Here is a 14,189-nt window from a genome sequence, read left to right as displayed (position 1 = left end):
TTGGCAATCACATCAAGCGAACGAAATTCTGGTAAAGGCGCCGCTCGCCATCAATCCACCCGAGGGTGGATCCATGAGCCGCCGGGAGAAAAGACGATGAACGCACGAGAAGAGATCCGCTCCGATGCCGAGATAGCTGGCAAGGGTGTGGAAAGAAGCATCCAGAACAGGGGCATGCCTGACGCGGCCCGCAAATATCAGCCCTATCCGACCGTCGGCCTCACCGACCGCACCTGGCCCTCGAAGGTCATCGACAAGGCGCCGATCTGGTGTTCGGTCGACCTGCGCGACGGCAACCAGGCGCTGATCGACCCGATGGGCCACGAGCGCAAGGCGCGCATGTTCGGCCTGCTGCTCGACATGGGCTTCAAGGAGATCGAGATCGGTTTCCCCTCGGCCTCGCAGACCGATTTCGATTTTGCCCGCTGGTGCATCGAGCAGGGCAACGTGCCCGCCGACGTCTCGCTGCAGGTGCTGGTTCAGTGCCGGCCGGAGCTGATCACCCGCACCTTCGAGGCGCTCAAGGGCGCCACCAACCCGATCGTGCATTTCTACAATTCGACCAGCGAATTGCAGCGCCGCGTCGTCTTCGAAAAGGACGTCGGCGGCATCAAGCGCATCGCCACCGATGCGGCCAAGATGATCACCGACATGGCGGCCAAGGCCGGCGGCGGCTTTCGCTTCGAGTATTCGCCGGAGAGTTTTACCGGCACCGAGCTCGAAGTGGCGCTGGAGATCTGCAACGCCGTCACCGAGATCGTCAGGCCGACGCCGGACAACAAGCTGATCGTCAACCTGCCGTCGACGGTCGAGATGTCGACACCCAACATCTATGCCGACCGCATCGAATGGATGTGCCGCAACCTCGACAACAGGGAGAACCTGCTGGTCTCGCTGCATCCGCACAATGACCGCGGCACCGGCATCGCCACCACCGAACTCGGCCTGATGGCCGGCGCCGACCGCGTCGAGGGCACGCTGTTCGGCAATGGCGAGCGCACCGGCAATGTCGACATCGTCACGCTGGCGCTCAACATGTACACGCAAGGTGTCGATCCCGGGATCGACTGCTCCGACATCAACCGGATGAAGGACGTCTACGAGTATTCGAACCAGTTGAAGATCCCCGAGCGGCACCCCTATGTCGGCGAACTCGTCTACACCGCCTTTTCCGGCTCGCATCAGGATGCCATCAACAAGGGCATGAAGGCGCTGAAGAAGGCCAATACGAGCCTGTGGGAAGTGCCGTATCTGCCGATCGATCCGGCTGATGTCGGGCGCAGCTACGAAGCCATCATCCGCATCAACTCGCAGTCCGGCAAGGGCGGCATCGCCTATGTGCTGCAGGCCGATTACGGCCTCAACCTGCCGCGCAATCTGCAGATCGAATTCAGCCAGGAAATCCAGGCGATCACCGATGCCGAGGGCAAGGAAGTGCCGGTAAGGCGCATCTACGAGCGCTTTCTCGATACTTATGTCGATCAGCCTGCCGCGCGGCTGAAATTCCTCGACCACCACACCTATCCCAGCACCGAAATCAAGGGCCGGCGCATTGTCGAGGCGGTCATCCTCGACAATGGCAAGGAAGTGACGATATCGGGCACCGGCACCGGTCCGATCGACGGCTTCGTCGATGCGCTGTCGCGCCATCTCGGCGTCGAGATGTCGGTGCTCGACTATTCCGAGCACTCGTTGCAGCGCGGCTCGAACGCGTCGGCCATTTCCTATGTCGAGATGGAATATCCTGACGGCAAGCTGTTCGGCGCCGGCATCAACACCAACATCGTCGCTGCCTCGCTGGAAGCGGTGATGTCTGCCGCCAACCGGATCGTTGGCAAAAAAGCCGGCTGACGCACGACCAGAGCGAAGATCGGGACTGCCGCAACCTGGTGATCGGTTCCGATCTTTCGGGACATTAACCACCGAAGAATTATCCGGTGGGGTATGTGATCGCATAATGGGTGTATACTTGTGTGGCGGTGCGGGACCTATATGATCGCGCCTCAACCTGTGCCGACTTCGAGAGGATCGACACTTGCAGCATGCCACGCCTGCCGCCCCCGCAGTGCGCGAGACACTGGAGCGACTGCTTGCCAGCCAAACGTTCGGACGATCCGAACGCGCGCGCAAGTTGCTCCGTTATCTTGTCGAACGTGAACAAGCCGGAGAAGCCGACAGGCTCAAGGGCTTCTCCATCGCCATGGATGTTTTCGGCAAGGATGGCGATTTCGATCCGTCCACCGATGCCGTGGTGCGGGTGCAGGCAGGCAGGCTGCGCGAGCTTCTGCAGCACTATTTTGCCAATGAGGGCGTTGCCGAGCCTGTCCGCATCGCCATTCCGCGCGGCGGCTATGTTCCTGCCTATGAATTGAACGCCATAAGGCTGCCGGACCTGAAGCTGGACGGCGCTGCATCCGCCGATCGACCCAACGACGCCAGTGTGCCGGATGCGGCGCTGCTGACTTCCGCGACGCCCTCGCCCACGCCCTCGGTGGTGCGCCATCTCCGTTTCTTCTGGATGGCGATCGCCCTGGTCATCGCCATGCTGGGTGTACTGATCCTTCGTCAGGGCGGGAGTGCCTTGCTGACGGGCGGCGATATGTCGGCAACGCTCGAGACCGCCCGCGCGACCGGAAGCATCGCGTCATCGGCAATGGCTGACGACCTGCCGCAAGTCTATATCGGCCTCAAGGCCGAGGGCACGTACGCCAGCCGTGTCGCCGCGTCGCTGCGCGCCGGCTTGAGCGGCTTCGATACGATCGACTTCATCGGCCGCGACACCGTGGCCGATCCGGCCGAAGATGCCACAAACTTCATATTCGACATCCTGCCCGGGCCGGACACGGGCGACATCACGATCGAACTGCAAAGCATGGCGTCCGGACGGGTGCTTCTTTCGCGCAATCTGACCGCTGCCGACAGCGCTCCTGCCGCGATCGAAGACCGTATCGCCGACATGCTGAGTTCAGCGCTTCCCGCCTCGGGCACGATCTACAACTATATCGAGCAGACCGGTGCGCCAAATGGTCTGACGCAATGCCTGCTGCTCAACGACAAATATTATCTCGACCAGAACGCCAGAACCCATGAGGCTGCCTATCGGTGCCTTGAGAAGCTGGCCAATGGCGGCACGAAATCCTCGCTCGTCTATTCGGAACTGGCCTCCCTGCATCTCGAGGCGGTCTCCGATCACTATACCTATCCGCCCAATGCGACGATCGAGAAGGCGGTGGAGTTTGCCCATCGCGGCGTGCAGATGGGGCCGACCAGCCCTTATGCGCATCGCTCCTACGGCTACGTCAGTTCGCGCCTCGGCAATACGGACGAAGCGATCCGCTGGATGCGCAAGGCCTACGAACTCAATCCCTACGACCTCGGCATGGCCGCTGCTTACGGCTATGGGCTGATCTTCGCCGGCCGATACGCGGAGGGAACGCCGATCCTTGACCATGCAGCGGAGACCTTCAGCGGGCACTCGACATGGTGGGATTACGGGGTATTCGTCGGTGAGTTCATGCTCGGCGACATGAACAAAGCCATCGCGGCCAGCATGGCGTTGAGAACGACGGCAACGAAATCGCACTATCTGGCGGCGCGGCTGATCGGCGCCAAGGCCGCCGGACAGGACCATCTGGTGAGCACGCTGCTGAACCAACTGACCACCGAGTTCCCTAAATTTGCCGCCGATCCACGTGCGACCTTCGTCGAGCGGAAATATCCAGCCGACTTGACCGACCGGCTGGTCAAGGCGCTGCGCGCGGCCGGGCTCGGCAACCCAAGCTGACACCAATCGACATCCGCGGATTGGGCGCCACGTTCCAGTGGATTTGATCGCCACTACCGGCTGGTCGCCGAGTTCTGTCCGCAATCGTACAAATCGCGAAAATTTTACTGGCCATCACGCTAGACTCGGAGCAATTCAGCACAATTAGTGTCGCGCATCCCGCAATAACAAAAATCAGTTTTCATGACTGCATCGCTTTTTGCCGCCGAACAAGGTGTTGGCTCGAAAGCCATCGTCCTGCTGCATGGTTTCGGCGGTTGCCACGATGTCTGGCGCGAGGTGATTTCCTCCCTGGCGCCTGCAACGCACACACTGGCCTATGATCTGCCGGGGCATGGGCTGTCGCTCGATTTTCCCGCCGCTGGTCCGGCCAAGGTGGCGGCAAGGGCCGTGCTCGCCGATCTCTCGGAGCGTCGCCTGAGGCGCGTTCATCTCGTGGGCCACTCGATGGGCGGTGCGGTGGCAATGCTGATGGCGTTGGCCGAGCCCGGAAAAGTCGCTTCGCTGACGCTTCTGGCGCCGGGCGGCATTGGCCCGGAGATCAACGGACCCCTGTTGCGCCGCTATGCCGGTGCAGCGGATCGGTCCGAGATACGGTTCTGCCTCGCCGCCATGTCGGGACCATCAGCCCGGCCGCTCGATCACACCGTGGACACCCTCTGGGAAATGCGCAGGCGGCCCGGCCAGTTGGAAAAACTCGTCGAGATCGCAGCCGCCATGACCATGGACGATCGGCAAGGCGTCATCCCGCATGATCGTTTCGATGGGCTGAACATACCCGTGATGGTGGCGTGGGGAACCGACGACGCGGTGCTGCCCTTTACCCAGGCGCATGATCTGCCGACGCATTTTCATGTGCACCATGTGCTGGAGGCCGGCCACATGCTGGCCGAGGAAGCACCCGGCCTCGTCGCCGAGATCATTCGCCGCAACACCAACCGCCGCGCCAGGCCGCATCGCCAGAAATTCGCGGCGGCGGCCAACTGACCTTTTTTCGCGCACAGCAACCTTCGTGCGCGCCTCAATCCCGTCCATCTCTCCAGTGCATTTTGCCGGCGGCTGTGTTAACGCCATGTTAACCAAACCCGCGAGGCAAACGCCGATGAAGGAAGCAGGCGAGAAGACCGTCGACCAGTCGAACAAGCTGTCCGATGCCATCCGTGATGTGAAAAATGCCTTCGCCGACCGCGATGACGTCGTCGTCGATATGCGCGAGGCGCATCGCATGCGCCTCGATCTGCTCGCCGCCGATCTGGCGCCGGTTTTTGCCGATGTTCCGGCCGACATGGACAATTTCGACTTTGTCGTCTCGTCCGGCTTGCAGCCGCGCCTGTGGATCGACGCCGTCAGCCATGTCGCCATGGGACGCGACCGCCGCACCTATCGCTTCCTCAAGGACACCCGCATCGGCCGGGTGGTGCTTGCCGAATCCACCGAGATGAAGTCGGTTGCCGATTCCGTGACGCGCTATGTCGCCGAGCGCATCGTCGAGCGTCAGAGGATGATGGAAGGCGGGGTCGAGCCGGCTGTCGCCGGCATGAAACGCGCCGATGTAGCGGAAGCCGAACCGCCGCTGCGCCCAGTGACGAGCAGCAACGGCTGGTCGGCCTTTCTGTCCGGGCTTGGCCTGATCGCCGCCGGTGCCCTGGTCGGCCTGGTGGTGTCGGTCGTCTTGTTCTGGGACCGTATCGCCGCCATGATTATCAGCTTGCGGCCATAACGGCTCCGGGCTCCGTGCCAAGCTCCAGCGTCTGCAGGTCGGATGGCGGTATGGACGGCCCGGTCAGGCCGCGCCGCGTCAGCCGTATCCGCCAATTGCCCTTTTCGCCGTCGATGTCGAACAGATTGTACTGCGCCGCCGGGTGCTTGCCGCCCGGTGCCTGGCCTGCGGCAGCAACGCCGACCGCCGGGATCCTGACGCCTCTACCGCCGATGAAGAACAGCGACGGCAGATGCGAATGGCCATGCAGGACAAGTTCGGCACCATGACGCCGAATGATCTTGTGAAAGCGGGCGATACCGAACAGCCGCTTGTGCTGCGGGACCGCGCCGCGCACCGGCGGATGGTGGATCATGATCGCCCGAAACAGCCCTTGTTTGGCCGTTGCGTCGAGCAGCTTGCCGAGCCGGGCCGCCTGACCTTCCATGAAGAAACCGTTGGCCATGAAGGGTGCCGTGGCGCGTGCCGTCGAGACGCCGATCAGGGCGACTTCGCCGCGCACCCGCAGATAGGGGAACGCGTTGCGGTCGACCGGCGTGTTGACGCCGTCGCCGCTCATCCACGCCGCCCAGGATCGGCAGACCTTGTCGAAGGCCCCGGGCACATAGGCATCGTGGTTGCCCGGAACGACCGAAACATCATGCGGCGGTCCCAGCGTCTCCAGCCAATGCCTGGCCATCTCGATCTCGCCGTCGAGCGCCAGATTGACCAGGTCGCCGGTGACGGCAAGGTGGTCAGGCGTGTTCGCCTTGATGTCGGCGACGATCGTGTCGATGACGGCGTCATGCATATGGCGGCGGCGGTTGCGCTGCCAGTTGACGTAGCCGAGCACGCGCTTGGAGGCGAGATCACGATAGGATACATCGGGGAGCGGCCCAAGATGGACATCGGAAATATGCGCGAGCCTGAACATGCATCCTTCATAGGCGACCCGCGCTTGGCTTTCCAGCCACGGTTTCGGGCCTGATGGTGAAGCCTGAAGATGCCTTCCGCCAGACCGGCTGGGCGGGTCTGAGGGCCAGGCTGTTCCATCTCCATTTCGTGCTGCGGCGGCCGATGACGCTCGGCGTGCGCGGTCTGATCCACGACATGGCGTCCAATTCCATCTTCCTCATTCGCCACACCTATGTGCCGGGCTGGCAGCTTCCCGGCGGCGGTGTCGAAGTCGGCGAGACGCTGGCCGAGGCGCTGGCACGCGAACTGGCCGAGGAAGGCAACATCGCACTGACATCACCGCCGATGCTCAAATCGATGCATTTCAACCGCCGCGCCAGCCGGCGCGACCACGTCGGCTTCTACGTGATCGAGCACTTCAGCCAGACGGCGCCAAAACTCCCGGACCACGAGATCGCCGAAGCCGGCTTCTTCCCCCTCGACCGCCTGCCCGAGAAAACGACGCCGGCGACGCTGCGGCGGATCGCCGAGGTTTTTGGCGGCGAGCAGCCCTCGCCTTACTGGTAGATCAAGCCGCCGCCCTGCTGAACCGCGCCCGGTCATGCCGTGCGCCATAATCCAGTTTCGGCCCGACGGGCACGATCCGCGTCGGATTGATCGTTTCGTGGCTGCCGTAATAATGCGCCTTGATGTGGTGCAGGTTCACGGTCTCGGCGACACCAGGCACCTGGTAGAGATCGCGCAGATAGTTGGACAGGTTCGGGTAATCGGCGATACGGCGCAGATTGCATTTGAAATGGCCGACATAGACCGGATCGAAGCGCACCAGCGTGGTGAATAGCCGCCAATCAGCTTCCGTGAGGCGATCGCCGACGAGATAGCGTTGCTTCGACAGCCGGCCTTCCAGCGCATCGAGCGCGGAGAACAGCTCTCCGAATGCTTCTTCATAAGCGGCCTGCGTGGTGGCGAAGCCGGCGCGATAGACCCCGTTGTTGACTGCGGGATAGACCAGTGCGTTGACCTTGTCGATTTCGCCGCGCAGCGCCTGCGGATAGAAATCGAGGCTGGCATCGCCCCATTCGTCGAAAGCCGAATTCAGCATCCGGATGATCTCGGAAGATTCGTTGGAGACGATGGTTTGCTCCTTCTTGTCCCACAGCACCGGCACCGTCACCCTGCCCGAATAGTCAGGATCGGCCTTGGCGTAGATCTGGTGCAGGAAGTCGAGGCCGTAAAGCGTGTCGCCGGTGGCGCCGTCCTCGGCCACGAACGTCCAGCCGTTGGCGCCCATGAAATGATGCACCACCGACATCGATATGATGCCTTCCAGCTTCTTCAGCGCGCGAAAGATCAACGTCCGGTGTGCCCACGGACAGGCAAGCGAGACATAGAGATGATAGCGGCCGGGCTCGGCCTTGAAGCCGCGCGTTCGGCCTTCGGCCGCCGCCCCGTCAACGGTGATCCAGTCGCGCCATTGCGACTGCGTCCGCACGAACCTGCCGCCGTTGTCCGCGGTATCATACCAGCGATCCTGCCACCTGCCTTCAACCAGCAATCCCATGCAAATCTCCTTGCGTCCCATTGGCCTATTTAAGCGCAACATTGGCCTGTCGAAGACGTCAGGTGCTGAACAGACCGTCACTTGGCCGAAACGACGGACAAAAACGGCCGATTGCAGCGGCGGAAAATTGATGCTAGCGGACAATCCGCATGTTCGACTTTGCTTTGATCCGGTTTGACCGACGACGAAAGGGCGCCCGCGCTTAGCGCTGACTGGCGAATGCTGCCGTTTGCAGCAAACCTTTCCTCCTTACCGGAACGCAAAGACCATGAGCCTTGCCGACGTAAAATACCTGCCGGAAACCCCGGCGCACGACCTCCAGATCGAAGCCATCAACGACGAAGCCTTCGGGCCCGGCCGCTTTGTGCTGGCCGCCTACAAGATCCGCGAAGCCGGAGGGCACGAACGCTCGTTGTCTTTTGTCGCCGTCGAGGGCGACATCGTCGTCGCCTCGGTGCGCATGACCCGCATCGCCGCCGGCGCCGGTCGCGCGCTGATGCTCGGGCCGCTTGCGGTGCGGCCGGCCTTCAAGAATCTCGGCATCGGCCGCCGGCTGGTGGCGATCGCGCTGGAGGCCGCCGCCAAGACCGGTGCGCCCGCGATCATGCTGGTCGGTGATGAACCCTATTACGGTCCGCTCGGTTTCAAACGGATCCCGCGCGGCCAGATTTCGATGCCGCGCCCTGTCGATCTCGACCGGTTGCTGTCGCACGAGATCGTGCCGGGCGCGGTCGCCAGGCTCTCGGGCGAGGTCTGTCACGCCGATCAGGCCAGGGTTGCCGCGATCGCGGCGATGGCTTGACCTTCCCCATCGATCTGGCGCCTGATCCGTTCCACTGTTCCTGAGATCAAAAGGATGACGCCATGAACCCGAACGGCCAGATCGCGATCGTTACCGGCGGTGGCTCCGGTCTTGGCGAGGCAACGGCGCGGGCGCTGGCCGCCAAGGGCGCCCGCGTCGCCATCTTCGACGTCGGTATTGACCGCGCGGCCAAGGTCGCGGCCGAGATCGACGCCATTGCCGTCCAGTGCGACGTCAGCAGCGCCGACAGTGGGACAGCTGCACTTGCCGACGTCGCCGACAAGCTTGGCGAGCCGCGGATCCTGGTCAATTGCGCCGGCATCGCCATAGGCGTGAAGACGATCGGCAAGGATGGCCCCCATCCTCTCGATCAGTACCGCAAGGTGATCGAGGTCAATCTGATCGGCACGTTCAACATGATCCGCCTCGTCGCCGAGCGCGCTTCAAAGCTCGAGCCGCTGCAAGGTGGCGAGCGCGGCGTCATCGTCAACACCGCCTCTGTCGCCGCCTATGACGGCCAGATCGGCCAGGCCGCCTATGCGGCGTCCAAGGGCGGCGTCGTCGGCATGACGCTGCCGGTGGCGCGCGACCTTGCCCGTTCAGGCATCCGCGTCTGCACCATCGCGCCCGGCATCTTCAAGACGCCGATGATGGCCGGCATGCCGCAAGAGGTGCAGGATTCGCTGGGCGCCGCCGTCCCCTTCCCGTCGCGCCTGGGCGAACCATCCGAATATGCCGCTCTCGCCCTGCACATCATCGAGAACCAGATGCTGAACGGCGAGACCATCCGCCTTGACGGCGCCATCCGCATGGCGCCGAAATAGACGGACATGAGCACCGGCCCGTCCGCTGCCGGCAAGACCGGCCCGCTTGCCGGGCTGAAGGTGATCGAGATGGCCGGGCTAGGCCCCGTGCCGCTGGCCGGCCTGATGCTGTCGGAGATGGGCGCCGAAGTGCTGCGCATCGAACGGACGGGGACCAGCCAGCCGCCCTTGCCGCTCCCGGATGAGTACAACATCGACCGCCACGGCCGCGCCATCCTGCGTCTTGACCTGAAGCGCCGGGAAGGCGCCGATCTGCTGCTGCGCCTTGCCGAAAACGCGGACATGTTGCTCGAAGGGTTTCGCCCCGGTGTCATGGAGCGGCTTGGCCTCGGCCCGGAGGCGGTGCTGACGCGCAACCCGGCGCTGATCTACGGCCGCATGACCGGCTTCGGCCAGGACGGCCCGCTCTCCGGCCGCGCCGGTCACGACATCACCTACCTCGCCTATTGCGGCGTGCTGCACGCAATCGGCCACCCGGACGACCGCCCTGTCCCGCCGCTCAACCTCGTCGCCGACCATGGTGGTGGCGCCATGATGCTGGTAGCCGGCCTGCTGGCCGCGCTGTTCCAACGCTCGCGCACGGGCAAGGGCGAGGTCGTCGACGCCGCGATGGTCGAAGGCGCCTCGATGCTGGCGGCGCCCCTGCACGCCTTCATGGCTGCCGGGTTGTGGAGCGACAAGCGCGGCGCGAACCTGCTCGACTCCGGCGCCCCCTTCTACGACACCTATGAGACATCGGACGCACGCCATATCGCCATCGGCTGCCTCGAGCCGCAATTCTTCGCCGAATTCGCCAGACTGTTGCCGCTCGATGAGCGCTTTGTGTCCGGCCAGTACGACAAGGCGCTGTGGCCGCCGATGCGCGCGGCCATTGCCGATCGGGTCCGGCGGAAATCACGCGACGACTGGGACCTGCTGTTTGCCCAAACCGATGCCTGCGTTGCTCCTGTCCTGTCGCTGCATGAGGCGAAGCAGCACCCGCACAATCGGGCGCGCAACGCCTTCGTGATGGCGGGCGCACTTGAGCGCCCTGCCCCGGCGCCGCGTTTCTCCGGCTCACAGCCGACACCGGCGATCAGGCCCGCCGACAGCGATCTCGCCCCGTCGAAGGTGCTGGCACGTTTCGGGTTTTCGAAAAACGAGATCGACGACCTTGCCAAATCCGGTTTGTTTGACAGATAATTGGAGAAAGAAAATCCACTTATTGAGTGATGCCTTGGACGAGCCGAAGAAGGACGTGATCCGCGAGACGGACGCCGAAGCGATCCGGCTGGCGAAGACGCTTCTGCGCAACGCCCGCTTTGGCGCGCTGGCGGTGATCGAACCGCAAACCGGCTCACCGCTGGCCAGCAGGGTCGGCGTGGCCACCGACATCGACGGCGCGCCGCTGATCCTGGTGTCGATGCTCTCGGCGCACACCGGCGCCCTGCTTGCCGATCCGCGCTGCTCCCTTTTGCTTGGCGAACCCGGCAAGGGCGACCCGCTTGCGCACCCGCGCCTGACACTGGTCTGCCGGGCGGCACGGCTCGATCGCGGATCAAGCGAACACGCCCGCGCCGAGCGCCGTTATCTCAACCACAATCCCAAGGCGAAACTTTACGCCAGTCTCGGCGACTTTTCGATCTTTCGCCTCGAGCCGCAACGCGCCAGCCTCAATGGAGGTTTCGGCAAGGCCTATCATCTCGATCGGTCGGATCTGCTCACCAGCGGGCCGATCGTCGAGGAGCTTGCGGCGAGCGAGCAATCCGCCATCGATCACATGAACGCCGACCATCTTGACGCAATCGCCGTGTATGCCCGGCATTTCGCGACAGCATCCGCCAACGGCTGGACCATTACCGGCTTCGATGCCGATGGCATGGATCTGGTATCGGGTGATGACACTTGCCGGGTTTTCTTCCCGCAACCCCTGGTGGCAGCGCGCGAATTGCGACACGTTCTGGTCGAGATGGCCAAGAGCGGCCGGGCCTCGGTCGACGCCGGAGACTGGACTTAATTATGTTTGATCAAAAGCAACACTTGAGATTTAAATGAAATGCTCTACCTTTTGCTGGTGGCGCTGAATCGCCAGCGCCGGTTGACAAGTGAGTTTATGGAATCAGACGCCATTGCCCCCATGGCGTCGGGATGAACAAGAAGCATGGGGCATCAATGGTCTCGACAAAGCTAATCGTCAACGCCGAATCCGCGGCCGAATTTCTCATGCTGATGGGCAATGAGAAGCGGCTGTTGATCATGAGCTATCTCGCCGACGGTGAAATGTCGGTCGGCGCCATCGCCGAGAAGGTGATGCTCAGTCAATCGGCATTATCCCAGCATCTGGCCAAGTTGCGTGCGCTCGACCTCGTCGACACCCGCCGTGACAGGCAGATGATTTACTATTCCTGCAAATCCGACGCCGTGCGCGAACTGCTTGTCATGCTGGACGGCATTTTCGGCAGCGGCAAGGATGACTTGTCCCAGATGGCGCACCGTTTGCGCCGTGCCGGAACCTGACCGTCCTGTAGCCGCCTCGCCGGCGATTTCAGAGCCGACATGCGCTATCAGGGCGCATGGAGCTAGCTGACCGTCCCGAATTGTCGCATCGTGCTTTCCGAACCCAAAGGTGAGCGCCGGGAAATCGGCCCGGATTTTCGAGCCGATGCGACGGCGGCGAGGAACGCATGGACCCTATTCGCATCGACGACCCGCAAGATCCGCGCGTCGCTGCCTATCTCGACATCCGTGAGCGCGATCTCGCCGGCCGGCAAGGCCGCTTCGTCGCCGAAGGCAAGGTGGTGCTGGACCTGCTGTTCTCGGCCGGACGCTTTGGCGCCGAATCGGTTCTGGTTCTGGAGAACCGGCTCTCCGGCCTCGAGAGCATCCTGCGCAAGGCGCCGGCCAACCTTCCGGTCTATGTCGCCACCAGCGCGGTGATGGACGCAATCGCCGGGTTTCACATGCATCGCGGCATCCTGGCCATGGGCCGCAAGGGGACGCCGCGGTCCGCCGAGGCCCTGATCGATGCCTTGCCGGCCGGGGCACTGGTCGTGGTGCTCGTCGGCATCGCCAATCATGACAATATGGGTTCGATCTTCCGCAACGCCGCCGCCTTTGGTGCCGACGCCATACTGCTGGACGCGACATGCTGCGATCCGCTCTACCGCAAGGCGATCCGCGTTTCAGTCGGCGCCGCGCTCAAGATCCCTTTCGCGTCGTTCACCGACGCCGCCGGCTTCATGGCAATGCTTGGCCGGCGGAACTTCGAACAATTCGCACTGACGCCACGCGGGCGGACCGACATCCGCGATGCGCAAAGGAGCGAACGCCTGGCACTCTATCTCGGCACTGAGGGCGAAGGCTTGCCGGACAGCCTGCTCGCGCGCTTGCACACCGTGCGGATCACCATGTCGAAAGGTTTCGACAGCCTGAATGTCGCAGCCGCATCAGCCATCACCCTGCATCATTTTTCGGCAAAAGAGACCTGATTTCAGCTTGTCGCGTCAGCCTTCTGCAGCGCCCGCACGCGGTCGGCAAGACTCCGGTTGCCGGAGCGTACATCCGAAGGGGCCGCCAAGGCCTTGTCGATCGGCGAGCCAGGCCCTTCGAGCTTGGCCGTCAGGTGGACGACCTCCGCCGCCAGTTCGTTCATCTGCTCGCGCAGGGCGGAGCTGACCTCCGCGGGATTGGACGCGGCCAGCGCTGTGAGATCCGCCTTCAGCCGCTTGTTCTCGAGCGCCAGCGCCGTCAGCCTCGCCTCTAGCCGCTCACGATCGCTGTCGAGCTTGGCGATCGCTTTGTCGAGGTCGTCGCTTCTGGCGGTTTCGCCAGCCTTGCCGACCAGCCGCAAGTCCGGTGCGCTGTCTTCGCCTTTCGATTTTTCTCGCATGCGCGCCAGTTCCTTTTCGCGGCGTTCAAGCTTGTCCTCGCGGTCGGCAAGCGTCGCCAGCAGCCGTTCGACCTTCTTGTCGAGCTCAGCGGTCCTTTTCTTCTCGGCTTTCAGCGCTTCGCGTGCTGCCTTGCTTTCGGCCGCGATCTCCTGGCCGCGCCTGTCCGCCTCCTTGCGCTGGCCCCGCAGCAGCGCAATGTCGCTGGCGAGTTTCTGCATTTCGGATTCGCGCGCGACGAGCTCGATTTGCCGGCTGCTGGAGGAAAAACTGGCGTCGTCATACATGCGCTCCAGCTTTTCCAGCTCGAGCGCGCGTTTTTCCAGCTTGCGTTCGGTTTCCTTGAGTCGCTCCGAAAGCTGCCGCAACTCGCTCTCGCGTTGATGCAACGCCTCGGTCGTGACGCCGAGCTCGGTCAGCGCCTGGCTTTTGTCCATGCGCTCGACCGCCAGCCCCTTCAGGGCCTCACGACCGCGATTGATCTCCACGAGTTGCTCAGCTGCCTTCTCGCGCAACGCCTTGACGATGATTTCGAGGCGGCGCGTCGACATGGCGTACTCGGCGCGGATGCGATCCTTGTCCGCTTGGATTTCGGTTTGCGTCAGGGGGATCGAGCCTTCGATACGTCGACGCGTCAGGGTGACGGCGCGACGCCATATGGCCGGAGCCACCATAAGCGCCAGAAAGCCGGCGCAGAGAAAGCCGAGAACGAAGAACAGGACCGACTGGACCAAGTGA

General features: G+C 63.2%; 14 protein-coding genes. 11 read left to right on the top strand and 3 right to left on the bottom strand.

Annotated elements, in window-relative coordinates:
• Nucleotides 1-96: 96 nt before the first annotated feature.
• The 4 genes from leuA to NKG99_RS07765 all read left to right on the top strand — a co-directional run bounded on the left by leuA (nucleotide 97) and on the right by NKG99_RS07765 (nucleotide 5,504).
• Nucleotides 97-1,851 (top strand): 2-isopropylmalate synthase, encoded by a 1,755-nt coding sequence (leuA, locus tag NKG99_RS07780; protein WP_502910977.1) that lies wholly within the window; start codon nucleotides 97-99, stop codon nucleotides 1,849-1,851.
• Nucleotides 1,852-2,035: 184 nt separating this feature from the next.
• Nucleotides 2,036-3,784, top strand: a complete 1,749-nt coding sequence (locus NKG99_RS07775; protein WP_352865958.1) for a tetratricopeptide repeat protein — start codon at nucleotides 2,036-2,038, stop codon at nucleotides 3,782-3,784.
• Between the two features lie 183 nt (nucleotides 3,785-3,967).
• Nucleotides 3,968-4,771, top strand: coding sequence for an alpha/beta fold hydrolase (locus NKG99_RS07770; RefSeq protein ID WP_352865956.1), 804 nt, complete (start codon nucleotides 3,968-3,970; stop codon nucleotides 4,769-4,771).
• Between the two features lie 115 nt (nucleotides 4,772-4,886).
• Nucleotides 4,887-5,504, top strand: coding sequence for a hypothetical protein (locus tag NKG99_RS07765; RefSeq protein WP_352865954.1), 618 nt, complete (start codon nucleotides 4,887-4,889; stop codon nucleotides 5,502-5,504).
• On the opposite strand, the gene NKG99_RS07760 is transcribed toward NKG99_RS07765, so the two are convergent.
• The gene (locus tag NKG99_RS07760; RefSeq protein WP_352865952.1) at nucleotides 5,488-6,417 is read right to left on the bottom strand and encodes a metallophosphoesterase family protein; all 930 of its coding nucleotides are present in this window, start codon (nucleotides 6,415-6,417) and stop codon (nucleotides 5,488-5,490) included. The genes NKG99_RS07765 and NKG99_RS07760 overlap by 17 nt on opposite strands.
• A 53-nt stretch (nucleotides 6,418-6,470) precedes the next feature.
• Between NKG99_RS07760 and NKG99_RS07755 the strand changes: the two genes are divergently transcribed.
• A complete protein-coding gene (locus NKG99_RS07755; protein ID WP_352865949.1) occupies nucleotides 6,471-6,965 on the top strand; it encodes an NUDIX domain-containing protein in 495 nt (164 codons plus the stop codon).
• 1 nt (nucleotide 6,966) lies between these two features.
• On the opposite strand, the gene NKG99_RS07750 is transcribed toward NKG99_RS07755, so the two are convergent.
• Nucleotides 6,967-7,959 carry a glutathione S-transferase family protein gene (locus NKG99_RS07750; RefSeq protein ID WP_352865947.1) on the bottom strand — a complete coding sequence of 331 codons (993 nt, stop codon included), beginning with the start codon at nucleotides 7,957-7,959 and terminating at the stop codon, nucleotides 6,967-6,969.
• A gap of 268 nt (nucleotides 7,960-8,227) precedes the next feature.
• Between NKG99_RS07750 and NKG99_RS07745 the strand changes: the two genes are divergently transcribed.
• From NKG99_RS07745 to NKG99_RS07720, 6 genes are all read left to right on the top strand, one after another.
• Nucleotides 8,228-8,761 carry a GNAT family N-acetyltransferase gene (locus NKG99_RS07745; protein WP_352865946.1) on the top strand — a complete coding sequence of 178 codons (534 nt, stop codon included), beginning with the start codon at nucleotides 8,228-8,230 and terminating at the stop codon, nucleotides 8,759-8,761.
• A gap of 62 nt (nucleotides 8,762-8,823) precedes the next feature.
• Entirely contained in the window at nucleotides 8,824-9,585 is a 762-nt protein-coding gene (locus NKG99_RS07740) for a 3-hydroxyacyl-CoA dehydrogenase (RefSeq protein WP_352865943.1), read from the top strand.
• 6 nt (nucleotides 9,586-9,591) lie between these two features.
• Entirely contained in the window at nucleotides 9,592-10,767 is a 1,176-nt protein-coding gene (locus tag NKG99_RS07735; RefSeq protein ID WP_352865941.1) for a CaiB/BaiF CoA transferase family protein, read from the top strand.
• Nucleotides 10,768-10,801: 34 nt separating this feature from the next.
• Nucleotides 10,802-11,581 (top strand): HugZ family pyridoxamine 5'-phosphate oxidase, encoded by a 780-nt coding sequence (locus tag NKG99_RS07730; protein WP_352866083.1) that lies wholly within the window; start codon nucleotides 10,802-10,804, stop codon nucleotides 11,579-11,581.
• 155 nt (nucleotides 11,582-11,736) lie between these two features.
• Nucleotides 11,737-12,081: an ArsR/SmtB family transcription factor gene (locus NKG99_RS07725; protein ID WP_023760638.1), complete on the top strand. Its 345-nt coding sequence runs from the start codon at nucleotides 11,737-11,739 to the stop codon at nucleotides 12,079-12,081.
• 167 nt (nucleotides 12,082-12,248) lie between these two features.
• Nucleotides 12,249-13,052, top strand: a complete 804-nt coding sequence (locus tag NKG99_RS07720; protein ID WP_352865939.1) for a TrmH family RNA methyltransferase — start codon at nucleotides 12,249-12,251, stop codon at nucleotides 13,050-13,052.
• 2 nt (nucleotides 13,053-13,054) lie between these two features.
• On the opposite strand, the gene NKG99_RS07715 is transcribed toward NKG99_RS07720, so the two are convergent.
• On the bottom strand, nucleotides 13,055-14,185 hold the full coding sequence (locus NKG99_RS07715; protein WP_352865937.1) for a coiled-coil domain-containing protein: 1,131 nt from the start codon (nucleotides 14,183-14,185) through the stop codon (nucleotides 13,055-13,057).
• Nucleotides 14,186-14,189 lie beyond the last annotated feature (4 nt).

Origin of the sequence: Mesorhizobium sp. M1409, assembly GCF_040317535.1 — a bacterium.
Classification (GTDB): Bacteria; Pseudomonadota; Alphaproteobacteria; order Rhizobiales; family Rhizobiaceae; genus Mesorhizobium.
The sequence above is the reverse complement of the archived record's forward strand: the minus strand, read 5'-3'. Positions and strand labels throughout refer to the sequence as shown.

Excerpts from the sequence above, each read along its gene's own strand:
- NKG99_RS07725 (WP_023760638.1), top strand. The coding sequence starts at position 11,737 with ATGGTCTCGACAAAGCTAATCGTCAACGCCGAATCCGCGGCCGAATTT.
- NKG99_RS07765 (WP_352865954.1), top strand. The coding sequence starts at position 4,887 with ATGAAGGAAGCAGGCGAGAAGACCGTCGACCAGTCGAACAAGCTGTCC.
- NKG99_RS07760 (WP_352865952.1), bottom strand. The coding sequence starts at position 6,417 with ATGTTCAGGCTCGCGCATATTTCCGATGTCCATCTTGGGCCGCTCCCC.
- leuA (WP_502910977.1), top strand. The coding sequence starts at position 97 with ATGAACGCACGAGAAGAGATCCGCTCCGATGCCGAGATAGCTGGCAAG.
- NKG99_RS07755 (WP_352865949.1), top strand. The coding sequence starts at position 6,471 with ATGGTGAAGCCTGAAGATGCCTTCCGCCAGACCGGCTGGGCGGGTCTG.
- NKG99_RS07745 (WP_352865946.1), top strand. The coding sequence starts at position 8,228 with ATGAGCCTTGCCGACGTAAAATACCTGCCGGAAACCCCGGCGCACGAC.
- NKG99_RS07740 (WP_352865943.1), top strand. The coding sequence starts at position 8,824 with ATGAACCCGAACGGCCAGATCGCGATCGTTACCGGCGGTGGCTCCGGT.
- NKG99_RS07720 (WP_352865939.1), top strand. The coding sequence starts at position 12,249 with ATGGACCCTATTCGCATCGACGACCCGCAAGATCCGCGCGTCGCTGCC.
- NKG99_RS07750 (WP_352865947.1), bottom strand. The coding sequence starts at position 7,959 with ATGGGATTGCTGGTTGAAGGCAGGTGGCAGGATCGCTGGTATGATACC.
- NKG99_RS07770 (WP_352865956.1), top strand. The coding sequence starts at position 3,968 with ATGACTGCATCGCTTTTTGCCGCCGAACAAGGTGTTGGCTCGAAAGCC.
- NKG99_RS07735 (WP_352865941.1), top strand. The coding sequence starts at position 9,592 with ATGAGCACCGGCCCGTCCGCTGCCGGCAAGACCGGCCCGCTTGCCGGG.